Genomic DNA, 23250 nt, shown 5'->3' with positions numbered 1-23250 from the left:
TCACAGCACTCCGGCTTCGTCCTTGAGCTTCCCGACCAGCTCGGCGACCGAGCCGACCTTGACGCCGCCCTTGCGGCCCGGCGGCTCGGTGGTCTTGAGCACCTCGAGATGCGGGGCGACGTCGACGCCGTAATCGGCCGGGGTCTTGTCGGCGATCGGCTTCTTCTTCGCCTTCATGATGTTCGGCAGCGAGGCGTAGCGCGGCTCGTTGAGCCGCAGATCGGTGGTGACGATCGCCGGGCCCTTGAGCGCGACGGTCTGCAGGCCGCCGTCGACCTCGCGGACGACCGTGACTCCGTCGCCCTCCAGCGTCAGCTTGGAGGCGAAGGTGCCCTGCGGCCAGCCCAGGAGCGCGGCCAGCATCTGGCCGGTCTGGTTGCAGTCGTCGTCGATCGCCTGCTTGCCCATGATGACCAGGCCGGGCGCCTCCTCGGCGACCACCTTGGCGAGGATCTTGGCCACCGCCAGGGGCTCGACGATGCCGTCGACCTTCACCAGGATGCCGCGGTCGGCCCCCATGGCGAGCGCCGTGCGGATGGTCTCGGCCGCCTGCGCCGGTCCGATCGACACGGCGACGATCTCGGTCGCCTTGCCGGCCTCCTTCAGACGGATCGCCTCCTCGACGGCGATCTCGTCGAAGGGGTTCATCGACATCTTGACGTTGGCGAGCTCGACCCCGGAGCCGTCCGACCTCACTCGCACCTTGACGTTGTAGTCGACGACCCGCTTGACCGTGACAAGGACCTTCATGCTGCATAACTCCCGCGGCGGCGGCGCAACCTATGGCCCGGCCAGGGGGCTGTCAACGCGCGTGCTGCACTGCCAAAGAACACCGGCCGCCCCGGCCGAAAAACCTTCAAAGCGTAGCAGAATCCGGCGGGAGCGCCATGCGCCGGCGCCACTTTTCAGCGGTTCTGTCCGGGCTGCCAGAGCACGTCGCCGGCGCCCCGGTCGTTGCTCCAGCGCGCCGCCACGAACAGGAAATCGGACAACCGGTTGATGTATTTCAGCGCCGGACCCGAAACCTCCTCGCCGGGCCGCTCGGCGAGTTCCGACATCAGCCGCTCGGCCCGCCGGCACACCGTCCGGACGACATGCAGGGCGGCCGCGGCCGGCGTGCCGCCCGGCAGCACGAAGGAGCGCAGCGGCGCCAGATCGGCATTGAGGGTGTCGATCTCCCGCTCCAGCCGGTCGACCTGCTCTTGCGTGACGGCGAGCCGGGCGCCACCCGGCCCCTTGCCCGCGTCGCCCGGCATGCACAGGTCGGCGCCGAGGTCGAACAGGTCGTTCTGGATGCGCTTCAGCATGGCGTCGAGGTCGGGCGCGTCCCCGGTGTGCAGCCGGACGACCCCGAGCGCCGCATTGGTCTCGTCGACGGTGCCGTAGGCGGCGATCCGCAGGTCGTGCTTCTTGCGCCGCTCGCCGGTCCCGAGCGCCGTCGTGCCGTCGTCGCCGGTGCGGGTGTAGATGCGGTTGAGCACGACCATGCGGGGTCTCCGGGAGAATCTCGGGACTGCGGTGAAGACCGGACCCTAGAGGGTTTTTTGGCCGAGGCAAACCGCGCCGGCGCGGCTCACCGCCCCATCGCCCAGACGGTCGCCATGATCACCGCGATGGCGACGAGCTGCAGCACCACACGCCAGCGCATCAGCGTTTGCGAGGTCGACGGCGAGCCGCCGCGCAGCATGTTGGCGAGACCGAGCAGCAGCACCACGGCGACGGCCCCGATCGCCACCGGAACCGCATACATGCTGAGCGCGTGGGCCATGGCGGTCTTTCCTCTCTCGCCTGCCCGGCCCGCGCGGCCGCGACAGAGCCGTCATCCCAAAGGTCCGTCATACTACAGCCAGCGCCACGCCGACGCCTCTTGTGCATCGCGGCCCTTTCGCGCCTATACGGGGAGCCGCCCAAGGGCTCGGCCCGCCGGCAGCGAGAACTCCCGCAATACGGACCGTCATGAGCAAGCCCCCCGCCCCCAAAAAACCCCGCACGCTGGCGGCCCAGGCGCTGGGCGACATAGAGCCGCAGACCAAGGGGATCGTCCCGCCCATCCATGTGGCGACCACCTTTCTGCGCGACCCGGACAACGCCTACTCGTCCGGCTACGTCTACGGCCGGCCCGACAATGCCACGGTCCGCCAGGCCGAGGCCGTGCTGGCGGCCCTCGAGGGCGGCGCCCGGGCGATGCTGTTCGGCGCCGGCATGGCCGCCGCGACCGCCGCCGTGATGGCGCTGCCGGAGCCCGGCCACATCGTCGCGTCGCAGGTGATGTACTGGGCGTTTCGCGATTGGCTGCTTCGCGAGGCGCCGCGGTTCGGGCATACGGTGGAGATCGTCGACACCACGAACCTGGACGCGGTGCGGGCCGCGGTGGTGCCCGGCCACACCAGGCTGGTGTGGATCGAGACGCCCGGCAACCCGCTGTGGACCATCACGGACATCGCCGGCGTGGTGGCGATCGCCAAGGCCGCCGGCGCGCGCGTGGCGGTCGATTCGACCGTCGCCACCCCGGTGTTCACCCGGCCGCTGGCGCTCGGAGCGGATCTGGTGATGCATTCCGCCTCGAAATACCTCAATGGCCATTCCGACGTGATCGCCGGGGCCCTCGCCACCGCCACCCCGGACGACGCCTGGTGGACACGCATCGGCGAGCTGCGCAGCCGCCACGGCATGATCCTCGGGCCGTTCGAGGCGTGGCTGCTGCTGCGCGGCATGCGCACCCTCGACGTGCGGGTCCGCGCCCAGTCGGAGGCCGCCGCCCTGCTCGCCACCTGGCTCGGCCATCACCGCAGCATCGAGCGGGTGCTCTATCCGGGGCTGCCGCAGCATCCGGGCCACGGCGTCGCCACCCGCCAGATGACCGGCTATGGGGCGATGCTGTCCGTCCAGGTGCATGGCGGCGCCGCGGCCGCCATCGCGGTCGCGGCGGCCGTCGCATTATGGAAGCGGGCGACCTCGCTCGGCGGGGTCGAGAGCCTGATCGAGCACCGTGCCTCGATCGAGGGCCCGGGCTCGCCCTGCCCGGCAAACCTGCTGCGCCTCTCGGTCGGCCTCGAGGACCCGGAAGACCTCTATGCCGACATCGACCAGGCCCTGGTGAGGAGCGCGCCGTGAGCCGCCGCATCCTGGTGCTCGGGGCCGCCGGCCGGCTCGGCCGGGTCGCCGCCGAGGCGTTTCGGGACGCCGGCTGGCAGGTCGGCAGCCTGGTGCGCGGCAGCGCCGCCCCGCGGGCCGCGCCCGGCACCGAGCTGATCGAGCTCGACGCCCGCGACACCTTGTCGGTGGTCGAGGCGGCGGCCGGCGCCGACGTGGTGCTGCACGCCCTCAACGTCCCCTATGCCCAGTGGCAGGCGAGCGCCTTCGGCTTCGCCGAGACCGCCATCGCGGCCGCCCGGGCCGCCGGGGCGACGCTGCTGATGCCCGGCAATGTCTACGGCTACGGCACCGGCATGCCGGAGCTGCTCGACGAGGACACGCCGATGCAGCCGACCTCGCGCAAGGGGGCGCTGCGGGTCGCCATCGAGGAGCGCCTGCGGGCCGAGACCGAGCAAGGCCTCCGGGTCGCCATCCTGCGGGCGGGCGACTTCTACGGCGCCAGCGGCGGGAGCTGGCTCGACCGCGTCGTCGTCAACCACCTCTCCCACGGGCGGATCGCCTATCCGGGTCCGCTCGACATCGTCCACCCCTGGGCCTATTTGCCCGACCTCGCCGCCGCCGTCGTCCGGGTCGCGGAGAAACGGGACGCGCTGCCGCCGTTCGCCAGCTTCGGCTTTCCGGGCCATGCCGTCACGGGCCGGCAGCTCGCCGCCGCCATCTCCAAGGCGGTGGGCCGATCGCTGACGATCGACAAGATGCAGTGGTGGATGCTGCGCGCCCTCTCGCCCGTGGTGCCGATCTTCCGCGAGCTGTGCGAGATTTCCTACCTGTGGAAGGTCCCGCACCGGATCGACGGGCGCCGGCTCGCCGCCGCGATCGGCACGGTGCCGCATACGCCGTTCGAGACCGCCGTGACGGCCGCCCTCTACGAGCTCGGCGCCACCAAGCGGCGCTGAGACCTGCCTTTACGGCCGCGATCCTCGGCCAACGTCATCGCCGGGCTTCGACCCGGCGATCCATCATCCTGCGAACAAAGGAATTTTTACGCTCTGGATGGATGCGCGGGTCGAGCCCGCGCATGACGGTTCCTATGCATGGCAAGCGATGTGTGCATGCCGTTGCACAGTCGCGGGGACGAGCGGAACAAGCGCAGATTCACGCCGACAGATGCTTCTCGATCTCGTAGATCGGCATCTTGGTGAGGTCCTTGTCGATCTCGGCGACCACGCGGGCCTTCACCTCCGCATGCATGACGCGCCGCAGCTCGGCCAGGGTTCGCGGCGGCGCGGCGATGACCAGCGCCTTGACCTTGCGGTCGCGCACCAGCCGCTGCAGGGCGGCGGCGGCGTCCTTGGCGAAGCGTTGCTCCCCGATCTCGTGCCAGTCGGTCTGCTCGACCCCGCTGCGCCGGCTGCCGTCGCTGGCGAAAGCGCGGCCGGGCGCATCGGTCCCCTGCTCGTGGGCGGGCGGATTGTCGTCGACGAAGACCTGCTCGGTGCGCAGGTTGGGGAACTTCTCGTCACCCTCGTTGCGCAAAAACAGCGCCTTGCGGCCGTCTCCGACGAAGACGAAGGCGTCGTGCGGAATGCTCAATTTTGTCATTAGGGTCGCCTTTCCAAACCTGAAGGCAAGCCCTGATCAGGATAGGCCGACCCCGCCGGCCGTCAACCCGGCCCGAGGATCGGGTGCTCGCCCGACGATCGAGACAACTGATTGTCAAACATAACCAGATTTACCAATGATTAGCCGCAACCATTAAGGTGGGTTGCAGGGCGCCCACGCCATCATGGCACCGGAGGCGGGGTGTAGGATGACAAGCTGCGCGACCAGAACGACCCGTCGCTTCTCGGGCGTTCGAATCCGATTGCTGGGCGTGATCATGGTGGCCGTGCTGCCGTTGATCGCGGCCATGGCGGTCGGGTTCCATCGCGACCGCGTCCACGAGATCGACACCGCCGGGCGCCAGGTCGAGAGCCTCGCCCGCCGCGCCGCGGCTCGCTACAGAGATCTGCTGCTCGAGTCTCGGACCCTGCTTCAGGTCGCCGCCTTCGTGCCCGAGGTGACGCACGGCTCGACCCAGAGCTGCATCCGCTTTCTCCTCGAGGTCGAGCGGAACCGGCAGTGGACCGAAGGCCTGTCGGTGATCGACATCAACGGCAGGATCGTCTGCAACACCGCGCCCGCCGGAGTCGGACTCGACGTGTCCGACCGGCTCTATTTCCGCAGGGCCATGGCCGAGAAGCGCCTGGTCGTCAGCGACTACATCAGCAGCCGGGTGACGGGCGCTCCGGTCAGCCTCGTCATCGTGCCGATTCTCGACGCCAACGGAATCGTCACCCGGCTGCTCGGCGCCACCCTGCTGCCGACCTGGCTGACCGATTTCGCCCGCCAGCTCCCTGACCAGTCCGACATGACGTTCTGGCTGACCGACTCCGCCGGCACCGTGATGGCGCGCTATCCGGACCGCCCCGAGTCCGGTCCCGCCCTCGACCTCGACCGCGAGCTCCTGCAGACCATGATCCAGGACCGTGAAGGCTGGATCGACGGTACGGCGCTCGACGGGCGACCACAGATCTTCGGCTTCATGCAGATACCGGAGTCAGGCGCCCGCATCGTCGTCGCCGTCGACCGCACCAAGGTGCTGGCCCGCGTCGACAGCCAGATCGGCCGCAGCGTTCTGATCTCCGCCTTGGCGCTGGTGGCGGCCATGCTGTTGGGCCTCGCGATGGCGCGCCGCATCGCCGCCCCCCTCACGACCCTGACGGTCGGGGCCGAGGCGGCACGCCGGACCCCCGACATCGACCTGCCGGCGGTCCGCGGCTATGCCGAGGTCGACTCGCTGTCGCGGTCCCTGCAAGCCCTGGTCGGCGACAGCCGCAAGCGCGAGCAGGCTCTCGTCGCCGCCCGAGCCGAGGCCGAACGCGCCTCCGAGGAGGCCCGGGCCGCCCATGCGCGCCTGCGCGAGGCCATCGAGGCGGTGCCGGTCGGCCTCGCCTTCTTCGATGCCGAGGACCGGTTCGTCCTGTGGAACCGGCGCTACGAAGACATCTATGGCGGCAATCCGCTGCCGCTCGAGCCCGGCCTGCGGCTGGAGGACAGGCTGCGGGCGCGCCTTCAGGCCAGCCTCGTCCCCTCCGCGGTCGGCCGCGAGGAGGAATGGCTCGCCGAGCGGATGGCCAGCTTCCAGGCCCATGTGGGCAGCCACGAGCAGCACCTGCCCGACGACCGCTGGCTCCAGGTCGAGGAGCGCCGGACCAGCGATGGCGGGTCGATCGGCATTCGCATCGACATCACCGAGCTCAAGCGCAGCGAGCAGTCGTTCCGCCTGATGTTCGACAGCAATCCGGTGCCCATGTGGGTGATGGACGTGGAAACCCTGAGGTTCCTCGCCGTCAACGATGCCGCCGTGCAACACTACGGCTACAGCCGCGAGCAGTTTCTCTCGATGTCGGTGCTGGATCTCCGCGACGTCGCCGACCACGACGAGGTCCGCTCCGCCGCGCGGTCGCTGAAGCCGTCCCGCGGCGAGCGGGTCTGGCGCCACCGGCGCGCCGACGGCAGCGAGATCCTCACCCAGGCCTTCACGCGGCTCCTCTCCTACGAGGGCCGGCCGGCCAAGCTGACCGCCCTGATCGACATCACCCAGCGCTGGCACGACGAGGCCCATATCCGCCGTCTCGCCCACTACGACGGGCTCACCGAGCTCGCCAACCGGACGCTGTTCCGGGCGCGGCTGGAGCAGGCGCTCGAGCGGCCGCGCGATCCCGGCGAGGGCATCGCGCTGATCTGCATCGATCTCGACGGCTTCAAGGACGTCAACGACACGCTCGGCCATCCGTTCGGCGACGAGCTGCTCAAGCTGGTGGCGCAGCGGCTGCGGCACTGCGTCCGCGAGCGGGACACGGCGGCCCGGACCGGCGGCGACGAGTTCGCCGTGATCCAGGACGGGATCGCCGGCCCGGCCGACGCTCAGATCCTGGCGGAGCGGCTGATCGCGGTGATCAGCGCACCGTATCTGCTCGACGGGCACGCGATCACGGTGACGCCGAGCGTCGGCATCGCCACCACGATGGAGGACGGCGGCGCGCCGGACGACCTGCTGAACCACGCCGACATGGCGCTCTACCGGGCGAAGGCGCGCGGCCGCCGCAGCCACTGCTTCTTCGAACCCGAGATGGATGCCGAGCTGAGGGCGCGGCGCGCCCTCGAGGTGCATATGCGGGCCGCCTTCGAGCAGCGCCAGTTCGAGGTCCACTACCAGCCCTGGGTCGATCTGCGCAGCGGCGAGATTCAGGGCTTCGAGGCGCTGCTGCGCTGGCACCATCCGGAGCGGGGCGCCGTCTCGCCGGCGGAGTTCATCCCGCTCGCCGAGAATATCGGCCTGATCGTCCCTCTCGGCGAATGGGTGCTGCAGCAAGCCTGCGCCGACGCGGCGCGCTGGCCGGACCCGGTCAAGATCGCCATCAATCTCTCGCCGATCCAGTTCCGCACCGGCGACATCGTCCAGACGGTCCGCAGCGTGATCGCCGACAGCGGCCTCGACCCGGCCCGGATCGAGCTCGAGATCACCGAGACGGTGCTGCTCGAGGACAACGACGCCAACCTCGCCACCCTGCATGCCCTGCGCGGCCTCGGCGTGCGCATCGCCATGGACGATTTCGGCACCGGCTACTCGTCGATCGGCTATCTGCGCCGCTTCCCCTTCGACAAGATCAAGATCGACCGCTCCTTCATCAGCGAGCTGCCTTTCGACGTCGACTGCCTGACCATCACGCGCGGCGTTTCCGAGCTCGCCGCCGGCCTCGGCATGAGCACCATCGCGGAAGGCATCGAGACCACCGCCCAGCACGAGATCCTGCGCGCGATCGGCTGCACGCTCGGCCAGGGCTATCTGTTCGGCCGCGCCATGCCGGCCGCCGCAGCCGCCGCTCTGCTGGCGGACAACCGCAGCGCCGCGGCCGGCTGAGGCGAATCCCCACCCCGATGCCCTCCCGTGCCGGTGGTGCCGACCGGCCGCTCCGGCGGTCTGCGCAAAGGATGACGGCATCGGTGGCGACCCTCGTGATCAGATCACGGGCAACGCGAGCCTTCACGAAGACATCACCCGAACCGACTGGTCGAGATGGCGCCGATCGAGGGAGCACCCGCGTCTTATTCGAAGAAGACGGCTGCGTGGAGAGCGCAATCCGCCTGCCGTGCGGATTATGCCGATCGTAATCTTTTCCCGATACGGTCCGCCCTCTTGGCTCACGCCGAGGTTCAGATTTGACCGGCTTATTTCCATTTCGATCCATTTTCATCGTCGCTCTGGCCGTCTGCGCGATGGCGACGGGCGCCGTCACCCTGTCGATCTGGCAGAACCGGAACGACGACATCGCCGACGCGATCCGAAGCGACCGCAACAGCGCCATCTTCCTGGCCGGGCAGATCGAGCAGGTCGTCCAGGCGATCGACAACATCCTGAGGGACTACCAGACGCTGGCCGAGAGCCTCGACGTCTATTCGGACCAGGAGTTCCGCCAGCACTTCACGCCGGAGCGCCGCTACACGCTGCGTGGTTCGCTGCTCGCCACCCTGATGCGCATCCCCAATGCCAATCATCTGTCGGTCACCGACAGCGAGGGCACCGTGGTGGTCTCGACCCATGTGTCTCCCACGCCCCTCAACATGGCGGACCGGCAGTATTTCCAAGACCTCGTGGCCAACGACGACGACCGCCTGAGCGTCTCGCTGCCGCTCGACAGCCGGTTCACCGGCGAACCCGTGATCGTCTTCGCGCGGCGCATCAACGGACACGACCGCAGCTTCCGCGGCGTGGTCTTCCTCAGCCTCGCGACGCGCTACCTGGAACGCACCTATCGGGCCGCCGGATTTCTGCGAAACCAGACATTCTCGCTGGCACACCAGGACGGAAGCCTGATCTTCCGCCTCCCGGCCCCGCCCGAATCGGCGAGCAGGACGATCCCGCCGATGGACCCCTGGCACGCCACGGTGGCGCAGCGAGGCGGCAGCTTCCGGGCGTCGGGCCTGTTCGACGATTCAGTTCGCTGGATCTCGGTCCAACCGGCCGGGAACTATCCTCTGGTGGTGTCCATCACGGTTCCCGAGGCTAGCATCCTCGCGAACTGGCAGTCGCGATCCACCATCACGGCCCTGGGCGCCCTGGGCTTCGTCGTCTGCCTCGTCGTTCTCCTGATGATCCTGGCGCGCCAGTTCACCGTGCTGTCCCGGTCGCGCGCGGATCTGGCCGAGGCGAACCTGGCCCTCAACGCCGCCCTCGACAACATGTCGCACGGCCTCTGCATGTTCGACGGCGCCGGCTTCCTGAGATTGTGCAACGAGCGATTCCTCCAGATCTACGGTTTCCCGGCGGCGTTCGTCCGCGGAGCCCATCGCACGATGATCGACGAAGCACGCCGCGACCGCGTCGTTTCGGAGATGCCGGACGCCCGGCTTCTGTCGCGCGACGACGGACCTGTATCGGACCCCGCCTGCCTGGTCAGCGAGCTGGACGACGACCGCTTCGTCAAGGTGAGCCGGCAGCCTCTCTCCTACGGCGGCTGGCTGGAGACGCACGAGGACGTCACCGATCGACGGCGCTATGAAGGCCGGATCGAGTTCCTCGCCCGGTGCGATCCGCTGACCGGCACGGCGAACCGCGCGAACTTTCTCGAGCGCCTGCACGAGGAGCAGACCCGGGCGCGCACGCTCGACCGGCCCGTGACCGTCGTCATGGTCGACCTCGACCGCTTCAAGGAGGTGAACGATTCGCTCGGGCACGCCGCCGGCGACCTTCTCCTGAAGACGACCGCCGAACGTTTGCGGGCGTGCATCCGGGCCGAGGACACCATCGCCCGGCTCGGCGGGGACGAGTTCGCGATCCTTCGGCCGCCCCCGTTCGAATGCAATCTGCGCACCCGGGACCTCACCGCGATTCACGCGGACGCGGTCGCGCTGGCCGATCGCATCATCGCGGCCGTCGCGGAGCCTTACGCCATCGATGATCACAAGGTGGCGATCGGCGCGAGCGTCGGGCTGGTGATCGCGACCGATCCGGCGGACGAGTCGATCGATCTCTTGAAAAAGGCCGATCTCGCGCTCTACCAGGCCAAGGAGCAGGGTCGAAGCGGTTACTGCTTCTTCGACAAGGCGATGATGGAGCGGGTGGAGACGCGCCACCGGCTGAGGACCGACCTCCGCCAGGCGATCGAGGACGACGAGTTCGTTCTCCACTACCAGCCGCTCGTCGACCTCGTCAGCGGCGCCGTCTGCGGGGTCGAGGCGCTGGTGCGCTGGATGCATCCCGAGCGCGGCCTCGTCCCGCCCGACCAGTTCATTCCGCTCGCCGAGCAGACCGGGCTGATCGTGCCGCTGGGAGACTGGATCCTGAAGACGGCCTGCATCGAGGCGGCGACGTGGCCGGCCTGCGTGAAGCTCGCCGTCAACATCTCGGCGGTCCAGTTCCGCAGTGCGACCCTGCCCGACGCGATCATGCAGGCGCTGGCCGACACCGGCATGGCGCCGGAGCGCCTGGAGATCGAGATCACCGAGAGCGTTCTCCTGGACAACGAGGAGAACAATCTGTCGATGCTGCGCCGCCTGAAGGAGGCCGGAATCTCCGTCGCCCTTGACGACTTCGGCACCGGCTACTCGTCGCTCGGCTATCTGACCATGTTCCCGTTCGACAAGCTGAAGATCGACCGGTCCTTCACCCAGGATGTCCTGAGCCGATCGGACTGCATGGCGATCATCTGCGCGGCGGCCACGCTCGGTCGGAGTCTCGGCATGACGGTCCTGGCGGAAGGCATCGAGACGCACGGCCAGCTCGAGCTGTTGTGCCTCGCCGGCGTGTCGCAGGCGCAAGGGTACTATTTCGGCCGGCCGGTGCCCGCCGCGGAGATCGGCCGCACCATGAGGCGCGCCGGATCGCTTCAGGTATCGGCGGGGGCGAGAGGGTAGCGCAGGCCTGCGCGACCCGGTGCCGTCATCCCTCGTCCTGCGCCATCACGACGAAATCCTTGGCCGAGACCGTGTCGGGATGCCCCGTCTGGTCGCTCAGCACCATGATCATGCCGGGATGCATGTGGGCATGGATCGCCGCATCGAGCGCCGGCGGGGTGCGGACGCGATGCAGCGCGCCGACATCGGCGAGCTCGGCGGCCATATCGGACGTGTGGGCGAAGGCGTGCCAGACCAGGCCGGCGACGCCGTCGCGGCCGCCGTCCAGCACATAGACATGCGAGCCGAGCGGACGGTCGGGTGCCTCGATGATCGCCTCGCCTTCGGCGACGACCTCGCCGTCGGCGAACAGCCTCACCCGCCGGTCGGCCCGCGTCACCACCACGCTGGCGAACATTTCGCGCGGCGCACCGGGCGCGGCCTCCGGCCAGTCCTTGGGATGCTGCTTGGCGCCGAGCTCGGCGACCTTCTTCTCGAACTCCTCCTTGGCGACGTCCGACAGCACCAGCCCCGGATGGACGAGCTGGGCCGGATCGCCGTGTGCGCCGGCGAGAATCACCGGCGTCCCGACATGGGTGACGTCGAACAGACGCCTGGAAAACTCGACCGGCAGCCGCACGCAGCCGTGCGAGGCCGGATAGCCCGGCAGGTTGCCGGCATGCAGCGCGACGCCCTGCCAGGTCAGCCGGTTCATGTTGGGCATCGGCGCGTTGTCGTAGGTCGACGAATGGTGGTTCTTGTCCTTCTCCAGGATGGTGAACACGCCGGTCGGCGTCTCGTGGCCCGGCTTGCCGGTCGAGCAGGTCGACACCGCGATGCGGATGCCGTTGCGATAGACGTGCACGCGCTGGTCCGGGATCGAGACGATGACGGCGACCGGCCCGTCGGGCGAGCGCGCCGGATCCCAGGTGAACTCGCCGGGCTTCAGGTCGCGGGCGTCCTTGACGACCTCCTGGGCACGCACGACCGCGGCGAGGCCGCCGATCAGCGTCAGCCCGGTCGCAGCGTAAAGGACACGACGGCGGTTCAGCATGGGTCCTCCGGGACGATGGCCGATGCGGCGTCGATCGGCGCCGGCCGGGACGGTATCGATTCACCGGGGACAATGCCACGGCCGACCGCGCCGCGCCAACCGGCCGGGAGCGGCTCGCCTCAGGCTCAGCTCACGTATTCGCGCAGCCGGCTCGGCTCGCCGCGGGCGCCCATCACCTGGTCCTCGACCAGCTTGGTCAGCTCGGCCTTCAGCGCGATCGCCTCCGGCGCCAACAAGTCGCGCGGACGCGGCGCCTCGACCGGCACGATCGCGGTGATGCGGCCGGGCCGCGCCGACATCACCACCACGCGGTCGGCCAGAAAGATCGCCTCGTCGACGCTGTGGGTGACGAAGATCACGGTATGACGCTCCTCGAGCCAGAGCTTCAAGAGGTCGCGCTGCAGGATGTTGCGCGTGATGGCGTCGAGGGCGCCGAACGGCTCGTCCATCAGCATCACGTCGGGCTGGTTCGCCCACACCCTGGCGATGCCGACACGCTGCTTCATGCCGCCGGAGAGCTGGCGCGGGAAATGCTGCTCGAAGCCGTCGAGCCCGACGCGGGCGATCTGGGCGCGCGCCCGCTTCTCCGCCTCGCGCCGGCCGAGGCCACGCACGGTCGGCCCGTACATGATGTTCTGCATCACGGTGAGCCAGGGAAACAGCGCGTATTCCTGGAACACCAGGCCACGCTCCGGGCCGGGGCCGGTGATGGTCCGCCCGTCCATCGTCACGGTGCCGGCGCTCGCCGCGATCAGGCCGGCGACGATGCGCAGCAGCGTGCTCTTGCCGCAGCCGCTGGGCCCGAGAATGCAGACGAACTCGCCGTCCTTCACGGCGAGATCGACGGGCTGCAGCGCCACCACCTCGCGGCCGTCCGACGCGAACGTCTTGGCGATGCCTTCGGCGCGGATCTTGGCCGGCTGCTCGCGGTCAGTCATTGCGCGACAGCCCTTCGTGCCAGCGCAGCAGCCTTCGGCCGGCGCGGCTCATCGTCTGGTCCGACACGAGGCCGAGCACGCCGACCATCAGCATGCCGACGATGACCAGATCGGAGCGCATCATCAGCCGGGCGTCCCAGATCAGATAGCCGACGCCGGATTTGGCGCCGATCATCTCGGCGACCACCAGGCCGGCCCAAGAGTTACGCAGGCCCAGCCGCAGCCCGGTGAAGATGTTGGGCAGCGCCGCCGGCAGCACGATGCGCCAGAGAATCTGGCGCGGCCCGGTGCCGAGCATGCGGGCCGCCTCGATATACACGGGCTCGACCCATTCGACGCCGTGGACGGTGTTGATCAGGATCGGCACGGCGGCGCCGAGCGCCACCAGGAACACGGCCGAGGCGTCGCCGATGCCGAACCACACGATGGCGATCGAGATCCACGCCGTGATCGGGATCGGGATCAACAGCAGCAACGTGATGTGCGAGAGCTTTCGGAACAGCGGCGACCAGCCGACGACGACGCCGAGCGGCACGGCGATCGAGGTGGCGATGAGAAAACCCGCGATGCTGCGGAACAGGCTGGCCTTGACGTGCGTCCACAGCGTACCGTCGGTGGCGATCTCCCAGAATCCTACGGCGGCGCGGCTCGGCGGCGGCAGCAGATAGGCCGAGACCCAACCGAGCTCGGAGGCGACCTGCCAGGCCGTCAGCAGGCCGACCGGCATCACCAGATAGACGAGCAGCGTGGTGAGCAGCCGGCGCACGGCGCCGGCCTTGCGGGCCGGAACCGGAGCGCCGCGGGCCGGCGCGCCGTCCTGGACCGCCACCGTCATCACGCGGCCTCCATCACTTCGCTTCGGCGGCGGCGCGCGCCTTGTCGAGGAAGCGCAGGTCGAACACCTTGTCGACGGCGACACTCCGGTCGAGATACTTGATCTTGATGAGCTGGTCGATCAGCGTCGCGGTCTGCTGCTTGAACGCGTCGTCGATGTCGATCGACAGCGCGCTGTTGGTCATGGCGAGCCGCACCACGTCCTCCTTCTGACGAAGAATCTTCGCCAGCTCCGCGGCCGTCTCGTCGGGATGGCTCTGCACCCAGGCGGTCGCCTTGGCGTGCAGGTCGGCGATGAGCTGCACTTTCGCCGGATCCTTCTCGATGGTGGCGCGGGACACCGCCAGGACGATGCCGACCTTGCCGGTCGAGGTCTCGTAGAGGTCCGGCGCGATGTCGGTGCCGACCCCCATGGACAGCATGATCGAGCCGGCCGGCTCGGTGGTGGCGGCGACGTCGATGCGACCGGACGCCAGCGCCTCGACATGCGCATTGGTCGGCAGCAGCACGAACTCGACGTCCTTGCCGGCCTCGAGCCCGGCCTTCTGCAACAGCTCGCGCATCATGATGTCGGTCTGGGTCGCCTTCGACACCGCGACGGTTTTGCCCTTGAGGTCCTTCACGGCGGCGATGCCGGAGCCCTTGCGGGCGACGATGCGGCCGCCCTTGGAGCTGACCGCGGCGATCACGGCGACGGGCCGGTCCTGCGCCACCGCCAGCACCGAGGTGACGAGGCCCAGATAGGCGGCGTCGATGTTGCCGGTGAGGAGCGCATCCATGGCCTCCGCCGAGGTCGCAACCTCCAGAAGGTCGATCTTGACGTTGGGCGGCGCCACCTTGGCCAGCATGTAGGAGCTGGCGTAGTGCGGCTGGCCCTTGAAGGTGGAGATGCGCAGCGTCGTGGGCGCCGCTGCGGTCTGGGCCTGCACGGCCGGTGTCGCGAGCAGAAGCGCCGCGGCGCCGGCGAGGGCCGCAAACATTCTGCGGTCGAGTTTCGGATGGCGCAGCATCGACGACTCCTGGTGACGGCCCGGCACCGCCATCTTGTCGCAATGCGGCCCCCTCTGCCATTCGAATTAAATCATGGAATATTCCGTCTGGCTTATGAGCTGCCGACGGTACGAGCCGAGCCGACAACGCAACCACAGCCACGCGTCGTCAGCCACGCCGTCGTCGCTGCAATGTGATCGCCCGCGACCCATCGTGCGCCCCGCCACGGTGGCGATGACAAAATGAGCCGCTACGATCCGCCCGCACACCGCACACGAAGGCGCCGCGGTCTCGCGTGCCGCCCAGGAGGCCGCCATGCCCCGCTACGAGATCCGATTGAACGGAACCTCGCGGACCATCGAATCCGCGGATCCCGACCAGCCCCTGCTCTATGCGCTGCGCGGCCTCGGCCTGACTGCGACAAAGTTCGGCTGCGGCCTCGGCCAGTGCGGCGCCTGCAACGTGCTGGTCGACGGCAAGGCGATGCCGTCCTGCCGGGCGACCGTGGCCGAGACGGCGGGCAAGTCGATCACCACGCTGGAAGGGCTGGGGACGCCGGCGGCGCCGCATCCCCTGCAGGCCGCCTTCATTGCGGCGCAGGTGCCGCAATGCGGCTACTGCACCAGCGGCATGATCGTCAGCGCCGCGGCGCTGCTGCGCGAGACGCCGAAGCCGAGCGAGGCGGACATCCGCGCCGCGCTCGACGGCAATCTCTGCCGCTGCGGCACCCATGTGCGGGTGGTGCGCGCCGTGCTGGCCGCCTCGGGCCAGACGGGACAAGCCGGACAGGGGGGCTGATCATGACCACGTCGCAAATCGCGCCAAACGTCTCCCGCCGCGCGCTGCTGAAAGGCGGCGCCCTCACGGTCGGCTTCGTCCTCGGCGGCGGCCGGCTCGAACCCATCGCCGTGCTGGCGCAAGGCGCGGCCCAGGCCGCCGCGCCCGCCCGCGTGCTCGATCCCAAGGAGGTCGATGCGTATCTGGCCGTCAACGGCGACGGCACCGTCACGGTGTGGTGCGGCAAGGTCGATCTCGGCCAGGGCCTGCGCGTCGCCATCCCGCAGATCGCCGCCGAGGAGCTCGGCATCGGCCTCGACAAGATCACCTATATCGAGGGCGACACCGCGCTGACGCCCGACCAGGGCCGCACCGCCGGCTCCTACGGCATCGCCCGCGGCGGCATGCAGATCCGCCAGGCGGCAGCCACGGCCCGCAAGGCGCTGGTGGAGATCGCCGCGCAGCGGCTCGGGGTGCCGGCCGAGACGCTCGTCGCCGAGGGCGGCGCGGTGCGGCCGAAGGCCGGCGGCACCGGCCTCGGCTTCGCCGAGCTGATCGGCGGCAAGCGCTTCGATCTGAAGCTCGACCCGAAGGCGCCCGTGAGGGACCCGGCGACCTACACGCTGGTCGGCAAGCCCTTGCCGCGGCCCGACGTACCGGCAAAATGCACCGGCACGCTCACCTATGTGCACGACTTCGCGGTGCCCGGCATGCTGCATGCCCGCATGATCCGGCCGCCCGCGCTCGGGGCGCATCTGGTCGCGGTCGACGAAGCCTCGGTGGCGGGCCTCGCCGGCGTGCGCGTAGTGCACATCAAGGATTTCCTCGCCGTCGTCGCGGCGGACGAATGGACCGCCGTCAAGGCGGCGCGCGCCCTGAAGGCCCAGTGGACGGAAGGCTCCGGCCTGCCGGCGCAGGACCAGCTCCCGGCAGTCCTCAAGGCGTCGCCCGGCGCCACCGAGCAGGTGCTGGTGACCAAGGGCGCCGAGGCGCCACGCCCCGACGGCGCCAAGACGCTGCAGGCGACCTATTTCTGGCCGATGCAGAGCCATGCCTCGATCGGCCCGTCCTGCGCGGTCGCCGACGTCAAACCCGACAGCGCCACGGTGTGGACCGCCTCGCAGGGAACCCACGGCAACCAGGACACCTTCGCTCGCTTCTTGAAGCTTCCGAAGGACAAGGTGCGGCTGATCTACCTGGACGGCGCCGGCTGCTACGGCATGAACGGCCACGAGGACGCGGCCGCCGACGCCGCCGTGCTGTCGCGCGCGGTCGGGGCGCCGGTGCGGGTGCAGTGGTCGCGTGAGGACGAACTCGGCTGGGACCCCAAGGGCCCCGCCCAGCTCATCGACATCGCCGGCGCGATCGACGCGGCAGGAAAGATCCGCGACTGGCGCACCGACATGTGGATTCCCGAAAACACCCGCGGGCTGCCCAGCATCCCGCTGCTGGCGCCGGAGGCCGCCGGCCTCGACCAGATGCCCGGCCTCAACTCCGGGCAGATCGCGCAGAACGGCGATCCGCCCTACCGGACCGACCGCGTGCAGGTGGTGGCCCACTGGCTGAAGACATCGCCGCTGCGCCCGGCGCCGCTGCGCTCGCCCGGCAAGCCGGCCAATTGCTTCGCGGTCGAGAGCTTCCTGGACGAGCTCGCCGCCGCGGCGGGGCTCGACCCGCTGGCGCTGCGGCTGCAGGGGCTGACCAACCCGCGCGGCATCGCCGTGGTCGAGCAGGTCGCCCAGATGATGAGCTGGCAGGCACGTCCCTCGCCCGGTCCCGGCCGTGACGCACCGGTCGGCCGCGGGCGCGGCATCGCCTATATCCACTACAAGCACGAGGAGGCGCATGTGGCGATCGGCATGGACGTGGCGGTCGAGCGGTCGAGCGGCGCCATCAAGGTCGAGCGCGTCGCCTGCGCGCACGACTGCGGGCAGATCATCAATCCGGACGGCGTGCGCGCCCAGGTCGAGGGCAGCATCCTGCAGACGCTGAGCCGCGTGCTGATGGAGGAGGTGCGGTTCGACCAGAAGCGCGTCACCAGCACGGACTGGTCGAGCTATCCGCTCTTGACCTTCTCGGACGTGCCGAAGCTCGACATCGTGCTGATCGACCGGCCGACCGATCCGCCGCTCGGCGCCGGCGAGGCGGCCTGCGCGCCGGTCGGCGCCGCGCTCGCCAATGCGGTGTTCGACGCCACCGGCGCGCGGCTGCGCACCGTGCCGTTCACGCCCGAGCGGGTGAAGGCCGCGCTCGGCGGCCAGGCGGCCACACCGCGGACGTAGGGCGCAATGAGCGCAGCGAATTGCGCCGAACCAACCGAATGAACGGTCCGCGCTTCACGGTGCAATTCGCTTGCGCTCATTGCACCCTACCAGGAACCCCGGTGCGCGCGTCTGCTCAGTTCCCCCGGTCCATCAGGCGGCGGGCGATCACCTGGGCCTGGATCTCGGCGGCGCCTTCGAAGATCGACAGGATGCGGGCGTCGCAGAGGATCCGCGAGATGCGGTACTCCAGCGCGAAGCCGTTGCCGCCGTGGATCTGCACGGCGTTGTCGGCCGCCGCCCAGGCGACGCGGGCGGCCAAAAGCTTCGCCATGCCGGCCTCGAGGTCGCAGCGCTTGCCCTCGTCCTTCTCCTTGGCGGCGAAGTAGGAGATCTGGCGGGCGATCATGATCTCGGCCGCCATCATGGCGATCTTGTCGGAGACGCGCGGGAAGGCGACGATCGGCTGGCCGAACTGCACCCGCGTCTCGGCGTAGGCGAGCGCCTCCTCCATGGCGGCCTGCGCCACGCCGATCGCCCGGGCGGCGGTTTGAATGCGGGCCGCCTCGAACGTCTGCATGAGCTGCTTGAAGCCCTGCCCCTCGACGCCGCCGAGCAGGTTCTCGACCGGCACCTCGAAGCCGTCGAAGGCGATCTCGTATTCCTTCATGCCGCGATAGCCCAGGACCTCGATCTCGGTGCCCGACATGCCGGGCGCCGGGAACGGCTCGGCGTCGGTGCCGCGCGGTTTTTCGGCGAGCAGCATCGACAGACCCTGATAGCCGGGGTCCTTCGGGTTGGTGCGGACCAGCAGCGTCATCAGGTCGGCGCGCACCGGATGGGTGATCCAGGTCTTGTTGCCGTTGACCTTGTAGACGTCGCCCTCGCGCACCGCGCGGGTGCGCAGCGAGGCGAGGTCGGAGCCGGTGTTGGGCTCGGTGAACACCGCAGTCGGCAGGATCTCGCCCGAGGCGATCTTGGGCAGCCATTTCTGCTTCTGCTCGTCGGTGCCGCCGCCGAGGATCAGCTCGGCCGCGATCTCCGAGCGGGTGCCGAGCGAGCCGACGCCGATGTATCCGCGCGACAGCTCCTCGGAGACGACGCACATCGACTCCTTGCCGAGCCCCATGCCGCCGTACTCCTCCGGGATCGTCAGGCCGAACACGCCGAGCTCGGCCATGTGGGTGACGGTCTCCATCGGGATGTAGGCATTGGCGCGGTGCCAGCCGTGCGCGTGCGGGATCACCTCGGAGTCGGCGAATTTCCGCATCTCCTCGCGGATCTGCTCGTAGGTGTCGTCGATCCCGCAGTCGCCGACCGTGGACGAGTGGTGCTGGCGCATCAGCTCGACCAGGCGGGCGCGGTTCTCCGGCGTGTTGCCGACCCCGGCGAGCGCATCGAGGCTCGGGCCGAGGCGGCGCAGGACATCGGCCGTGGCGAGGCCGAGATCGGTCGGGCGGACGAACTCGCCCTGGCTCATCGGGATGCCGCCGGCGACCTGGGCGACGTACTCGCCGAGCCCGATGCGGACCACCAGCTCCTCGATCTCGCCGAGCTTGCCGGCCTCCGTCATCCGGGCCGTGTAGGCTGCGAGCTGGCGCACCGCCTCCGCATAGGTGGCGAGCCAGGCGAGGCCGTGGGTGGCGCGCTGCTCGCGGTCGAACAGCCGCGCCCCGGTGCCGGCCGCGCCGACCCGGGCCTTAACGCTCAGGATGGCGTCGGCCAGAACGGCGTCGAGCGCCTCGGCGGCCCGGCTGGCGAGGGCCACGAGATCAGGGCCGGACTCGGATCGCTTTGCGGCTAACGACATGGTTTTCTCCGAAATCAGCATCGCGAACGCCCCCGAGCGCAGGCCGCGAGGGTCGCGATGGCCCCTTGATGAAAAATCGACATGACGCCTAATGATTGCATCTTTTCGCACCTGCGTGGAGAGGGAATTCGCCTTGCGAAGAAACCCGAAGCAGCCCCCGGCGACCCCCGTCCGGTTAAGGCCATGTCCTTGCGATTCATAACGTTTCCGGCCCGGATCGCAGTCGACGCCTTCCTCGCTTTCAGCCGCGACGACGGCTGGGCGATCGCCAGCCATATCGCCCTGTCGACCCTGATGTCGCTGTTCCCCTTCCTGATCTTCGTCACCGCCCTGACCGGCTTTTTCGGCACCCAGGACCTCGCCGACCAGGTCGCCCTGCTGCTGCTCGAGGCCTGGCCCGAGGAGGTCTCGGGACCGATCGCGAGCGAGATTTCGAGCGTGCTCACCACGGCGCATGGCGGCCTGCTCACCATCGGGGCGGGGCTCGCCGTCTACTTCTCGTCGAGCAGCATCGAGAGCCTGCGCATCGGCCTCAACCGCAGCTACGAGGTGGCGGAGACGCGGCCGTGGTGGCTGCTGCGGCTCGAATCGATCGGCTACGTGCTGGTCGGCGCCTTCGGCATGATCGCGCTCGCCTTCCTGATCGTGCTCGGCCCGCTGATCTTCGGCGCGCTGGTCCGGTGGTTTCCCAATCTCCGTCAGTTCGAGGTGTCGCTGACGGTGGCGCGCTTCGCCATCGCCAGCGTCGTGCTGGTGGTCGCGCTCACGCTGATCCACAAATGGCTGCCGTCGGGTCGGCGCAGCCTCGACGAGATTGCGCCGGGCGTCGCCGTCACGCTCGCCATGTGGCTGATCACCGGCGTGCTGTTCGGACGTTATCTGGCGGAGTTCGCCAGCGCCTATGTGTCGATGTATGCGGGGCTCGCCTCCGCCATGATCGCGCTCGTGTTCCTGTACTGGACCGCGAGCATCTTCGTGTACGGGGCGGCGCTCAACCAGGCGATCATCCGCCGCCGCAACGCGACGCACGCCGGGCGCGCGGCGCCGACACCAGACGATTCGTGAGAGCGGCCCGGATCACCGCAACCGCAGGCACGGCGCCCGAGAAACGATCGGGACGAGTACGTAGAAGGGCCGAAGCGCGCGCCTGTGGATACGCAATTCAGCTCGATTCCACGGGCACTTCCTGCACCGGCCGCGGCGCCCGCGCAGCCCGCCGGGCGGGCCCGGAGCCCCCGCCAAAGTGCCGCCTTAGTTTTGGTTACAAATCGGTAAATCGACTTGCCGCCGACGCACGGGGGTGTGGGGGTGCCGAGGCGCGATGATGGCGACAGCCCGCCGTTCGGGACCGTCGCCATCATCGCTCGCCCGGTGGCGAATTACTCCGATCGTCCTTCTCCGATCGGATCGCTCAGCAAGACACCGAAGGCTAGATGACCGGCGTCGCGTTCGCGCGTCGCTCGGCCTGCAGGATCGTGCGCGTCATCACGCGTGCGACGTGCAGATTCGTTTACACGACGTTAACCGCGCTGACGCAGCATGGTTGACGTGTTGCGAACGTGCACACCTCACTTTTGCCGGTTCGCGTGACGATCGGTAAATCATGGGTGCGCTTCGCCGCTGCGGGGACGGCCGTTTGGGCTCGCTGTTGCGATCATCGCTGAAGGCTCGGGGCGCCGTGGTGGCGCCGTTCGGGTTTGCGCTGCTCACCTTCACGGCGGTGCCGGGCTCGATCGGCTATCAGGATCTCGCCTCGCTGATCGCCAGCCGCACCGCGCTCGGCGCGCAGTCCGGCGAACCGGCCCGGTCGCCCTTGGGCACCTTCCACGCCGCCACCTTCAGCTTCCCGCGTCCGGTCGGCAGCGCGATCCCCGAGCCGGTCGGCTACCGCGTCGCCAGCCTCGACATCGATGCCGATCGCGACAGCCTCACGGGCTCGACAGCCTCGCGGGCCCTGTTCGATCTGAGCGCCCGCCCGCCGGCGCTCGACCGCGACACCGTCAACCGCACCCGCAAGGGCGACCGCCTGGTTCCGCGCGCCGTCGCCGAATGGGTCGCCCGCGAGCAGGCAGCCCGCACGGCCGCCACGCCGCTCGCCGCGCCCGAGGCGCCCGCCGTCGCCGCCGCCTTGCCCGACGCAGCACCCAAGCCCGAAGCTCCGGCGGCCTCCGCAGCTCCGACGGTCCGCACCGGCTGGCCCTTGGCGCTGCCGCAGACCCAAGCGCAGGTCGCGGCTGTCGATCCAGCCGTCGCCGACACCGCAGCCGCGGCGACGCCGGCCGCGCCTGTGGCGACGCCATCTGTCACGGCCGAGGTCGTGGTGCCGCCGCTGCCCGCCGAGGCATTCAGCGCCGCGTCGATGGCCTGGCTCGGCAGCGAACCGGCGCCGGCCCGTCCGGCCCGGACCCGCCGGGCCCCGGCGGTCGCCGCCACGGCGACGCCGTCCGCCACAACCGCCTCCGCCGCTGCGGCGCCCGCCGTCATGGCCACAGCGACGATCGAGGCGCCCGCGCCCATCCACGAGATCGAGGCTGCGCCGAAGGCCGAGCCTCAGCCGAGCTTCATGCTGGCCAGCGCCTCGACCGAGATCGTGCTGCCCAGCGCCGTCACGCCGAAGGCCGACCTGGCGGGGCCGCCCGCGGCGCCCGTCGTCGAGATCCCGGCCGTCGATGCGCCGCCCGTCGGCGCGCTGCCGCACGACGGCGAGACCTCGCGTCCCGACACCGCGGTGCCGACACTGGGCGAGACCGGCTCGCCGGCCCTGGTGACGGCCAATGTCTATTTCGGTGCCGCGCCGCTCGCCGGCGACGGCGGCGCGCTGCAGCCCTGGAGCCCGGGCGCGGTGTCGATCGCGCCGGACCCGGACACCGACCTCGCCGCGCTCGACGAGATCACGCCCAGCCCCGCGACGCTGCGGGCCGCCATCGATCCGGACGGCGGCGAGACCATCGTGCGCAAGGGCGAGGTGATGCCCGGCGACGGCCGCGCGCTGCGCAGCCCGGCCGAACGGCTCGGCCTGTTCGGCACCGAGCGCGCCAAGGCCGAGCGCTGCCTCGCCGACGCCGTCTATTTCGAGTCGCGTGGCGAGCCGCTCCGCGGCCAGATCGCCGTCGCCCAGGTGGTGATGAACCGCGTCTTCTCCGGCTACTATCCGGGCGACGTCTGCGGCGTCGTCTACCAGAACGCCCACCGCCACCTGTCGTGCCAGTTCACCTTCGCGTGCGACGGCATCAAGGACAAGATCACCGAGCCGGACGCCTGGGAGCGCGCCCAGCGGGTCGCCACCGAGACGCTCGACGGCCAGCACTGGCTGCCCGACGTCGGCAAGGCGACCCACTACCACGCCTACTGGGTGCGTCCGTGGTGGGTGCGCACGATGAACAAGCTCGACAAGATCGGCGTGCACACGTTCTACCGCCCGCGCAAATGGGGCGACGGCGCCGACCGCCCGGCCTGGGGCGACGCCGCGCTGCCACCGCCGGCCGAGAAGATCGCCGACAAGCTCTGAGCCGAGCTCCGCGGAATTCCGTATTTTCATGTCGACGGGCCGGC

At 69.8% G+C, this 23250-nt stretch carries 17 protein-coding genes; 8 read left to right on the top strand and 9 right to left on the bottom strand.

Annotated elements, in window-relative coordinates; genetic code table 11:
* The 3 genes from HXX10_RS04205 to HXX10_RS04195 all read right to left on the bottom strand — a co-directional run bounded on the left by HXX10_RS04205 (nucleotide 1) and on the right by HXX10_RS04195 (nucleotide 1768).
* Nucleotides 1-750 (bottom strand): electron transfer flavoprotein subunit beta/FixA family protein, encoded by a 750-nt coding sequence (locus HXX10_RS04205; RefSeq protein WP_296520273.1) that lies wholly within the window; start codon nucleotides 748-750, stop codon nucleotides 1-3.
* 155 nt (nucleotides 751-905) lie between these two features.
* Nucleotides 906-1487, bottom strand: a complete 582-nt coding sequence (locus tag HXX10_RS04200) for a cob(I)yrinic acid a,c-diamide adenosyltransferase (protein ID WP_296520272.1) — start codon at nucleotides 1485-1487, stop codon at nucleotides 906-908.
* A gap of 86 nt (nucleotides 1488-1573) precedes the next feature.
* Entirely contained in the window at nucleotides 1574-1768 is a 195-nt protein-coding gene (locus tag HXX10_RS04195) for a twin transmembrane helix small protein (RefSeq protein WP_296520271.1), read from the bottom strand.
* 188 nt (nucleotides 1769-1956) lie between these two features.
* On the opposite strand from HXX10_RS04195, the gene HXX10_RS04190 reads away from it, so the two are divergent.
* Together HXX10_RS04190 and HXX10_RS04185 are read left to right on the top strand one after the other, a co-directional pair.
* The gene (locus HXX10_RS04190; protein WP_296520270.1) at nucleotides 1957-3114 is read left to right on the top strand and encodes a PLP-dependent aspartate aminotransferase family protein; all 1158 of its coding nucleotides are present in this window, start codon (nucleotides 1957-1959) and stop codon (nucleotides 3112-3114) included.
* Complete coding sequence (locus HXX10_RS04185; RefSeq protein ID WP_296520269.1) at nucleotides 3111-4052, top strand: NAD-dependent epimerase/dehydratase family protein; 942 nt, start codon at nucleotides 3111-3113, stop codon at nucleotides 4050-4052. Before HXX10_RS04190 ends, HXX10_RS04185 begins: the two co-directional genes overlap by 4 nt.
* 199 nt (nucleotides 4053-4251) lie before the next feature.
* Here the strand turns inward: HXX10_RS04185 and HXX10_RS04180 are convergent, their stop codons facing one another.
* Complete coding sequence (locus HXX10_RS04180) at nucleotides 4252-4698, bottom strand: host attachment family protein (RefSeq protein ID WP_296520268.1); 447 nt, start codon at nucleotides 4696-4698, stop codon at nucleotides 4252-4254.
* 277 nt (nucleotides 4699-4975) lie between these two features.
* On the opposite strand from HXX10_RS04180, the gene HXX10_RS04175 reads away from it, so the two are divergent.
* Nucleotides 4976-8062, top strand: coding sequence for an EAL domain-containing protein (locus tag HXX10_RS04175; RefSeq protein WP_296520333.1), 3087 nt, complete (start codon nucleotides 4976-4978; stop codon nucleotides 8060-8062).
* Between the two features lie 356 nt (nucleotides 8063-8418).
* Complete coding sequence (locus HXX10_RS04170) at nucleotides 8419-11055, top strand: EAL domain-containing protein (RefSeq protein WP_296520267.1); 2637 nt, start codon at nucleotides 8419-8421, stop codon at nucleotides 11053-11055.
* A gap of 25 nt (nucleotides 11056-11080) precedes the next feature.
* On the opposite strand, the gene HXX10_RS04165 is transcribed toward HXX10_RS04170, so the two are convergent.
* The 4 genes from HXX10_RS04165 to HXX10_RS04150 form a co-directional block, all read right to left on the bottom strand.
* Nucleotides 11081-12088 (bottom strand): L,D-transpeptidase, encoded by a 1008-nt coding sequence (locus HXX10_RS04165; protein ID WP_296520266.1) that lies wholly within the window; start codon nucleotides 12086-12088, stop codon nucleotides 11081-11083.
* A 125-nt stretch (nucleotides 12089-12213) separates the two neighbouring features.
* Complete coding sequence (locus tag HXX10_RS04160; protein ID WP_296520265.1) at nucleotides 12214-13026, bottom strand: ABC transporter ATP-binding protein; 813 nt, start codon at nucleotides 13024-13026, stop codon at nucleotides 12214-12216.
* A complete protein-coding gene (locus HXX10_RS04155; protein WP_296520264.1) occupies nucleotides 13019-13861 on the bottom strand; it encodes an ABC transporter permease in 843 nt (280 codons plus the stop codon). The genes HXX10_RS04160 and HXX10_RS04155 overlap by 8 nt, the downstream gene beginning before the upstream one ends.
* Nucleotides 13862-13874: 13 nt before the next feature.
* Nucleotides 13875-14870 (bottom strand): ABC transporter substrate-binding protein, encoded by a 996-nt coding sequence (locus HXX10_RS04150; protein ID WP_296520263.1) that lies wholly within the window; start codon nucleotides 14868-14870, stop codon nucleotides 13875-13877.
* 295 nt (nucleotides 14871-15165) lie between these two features.
* Here HXX10_RS04150 and HXX10_RS04145 point away from each other — a divergent pair, with 295 nt between their 5' ends.
* Nucleotides 15166-15648: a (2Fe-2S)-binding protein gene (locus HXX10_RS04145; RefSeq protein ID WP_296520262.1), complete on the top strand. Its 483-nt coding sequence runs from the start codon at nucleotides 15166-15168 to the stop codon at nucleotides 15646-15648.
* Between the two features lie 2 nt (nucleotides 15649-15650).
* A complete protein-coding gene (locus HXX10_RS04140; RefSeq protein WP_296520261.1) occupies nucleotides 15651-17909 on the top strand; it encodes a molybdopterin cofactor-binding domain-containing protein in 2259 nt (752 codons plus the stop codon).
* Nucleotides 17910-18024: 115 nt separating this feature from the next.
* Here the strand turns inward: HXX10_RS04140 and HXX10_RS04135 are convergent, their stop codons facing one another.
* Entirely contained in the window at nucleotides 18025-19698 is a 1674-nt protein-coding gene (locus HXX10_RS04135) for an acyl-CoA dehydrogenase family protein (RefSeq protein ID WP_296520260.1), read from the bottom strand.
* Nucleotides 19699-19881: 183 nt separating this feature from the next.
* On the opposite strand from HXX10_RS04135, the gene HXX10_RS04130 reads away from it, so the two are divergent.
* Nucleotides 19882-20763 carry a YihY/virulence factor BrkB family protein gene (locus HXX10_RS04130; protein WP_296520259.1) on the top strand — a complete coding sequence of 294 codons (882 nt, stop codon included), beginning with the start codon at nucleotides 19882-19884 and terminating at the stop codon, nucleotides 20761-20763.
* A gap of 538 nt (nucleotides 20764-21301) precedes the next feature.
* Entirely contained in the window at nucleotides 21302-23206 is a 1905-nt protein-coding gene (locus HXX10_RS04125; protein ID WP_296520258.1) for a cell wall hydrolase, read from the top strand.
* The last annotated feature ends 44 nt before the right edge of the window (nucleotides 23207-23250 follow it).

The sequence above is a fragment of the Rhodoplanes sp. genome, assembly GCF_013377085.1.
Lineage (GTDB): Bacteria > Pseudomonadota > Alphaproteobacteria > Rhizobiales > Xanthobacteraceae > Rhodoplanes.
The sequence above is the reverse complement of the archived record's forward strand: the minus strand, read 5'-3'. Positions and strand labels throughout refer to the sequence as shown.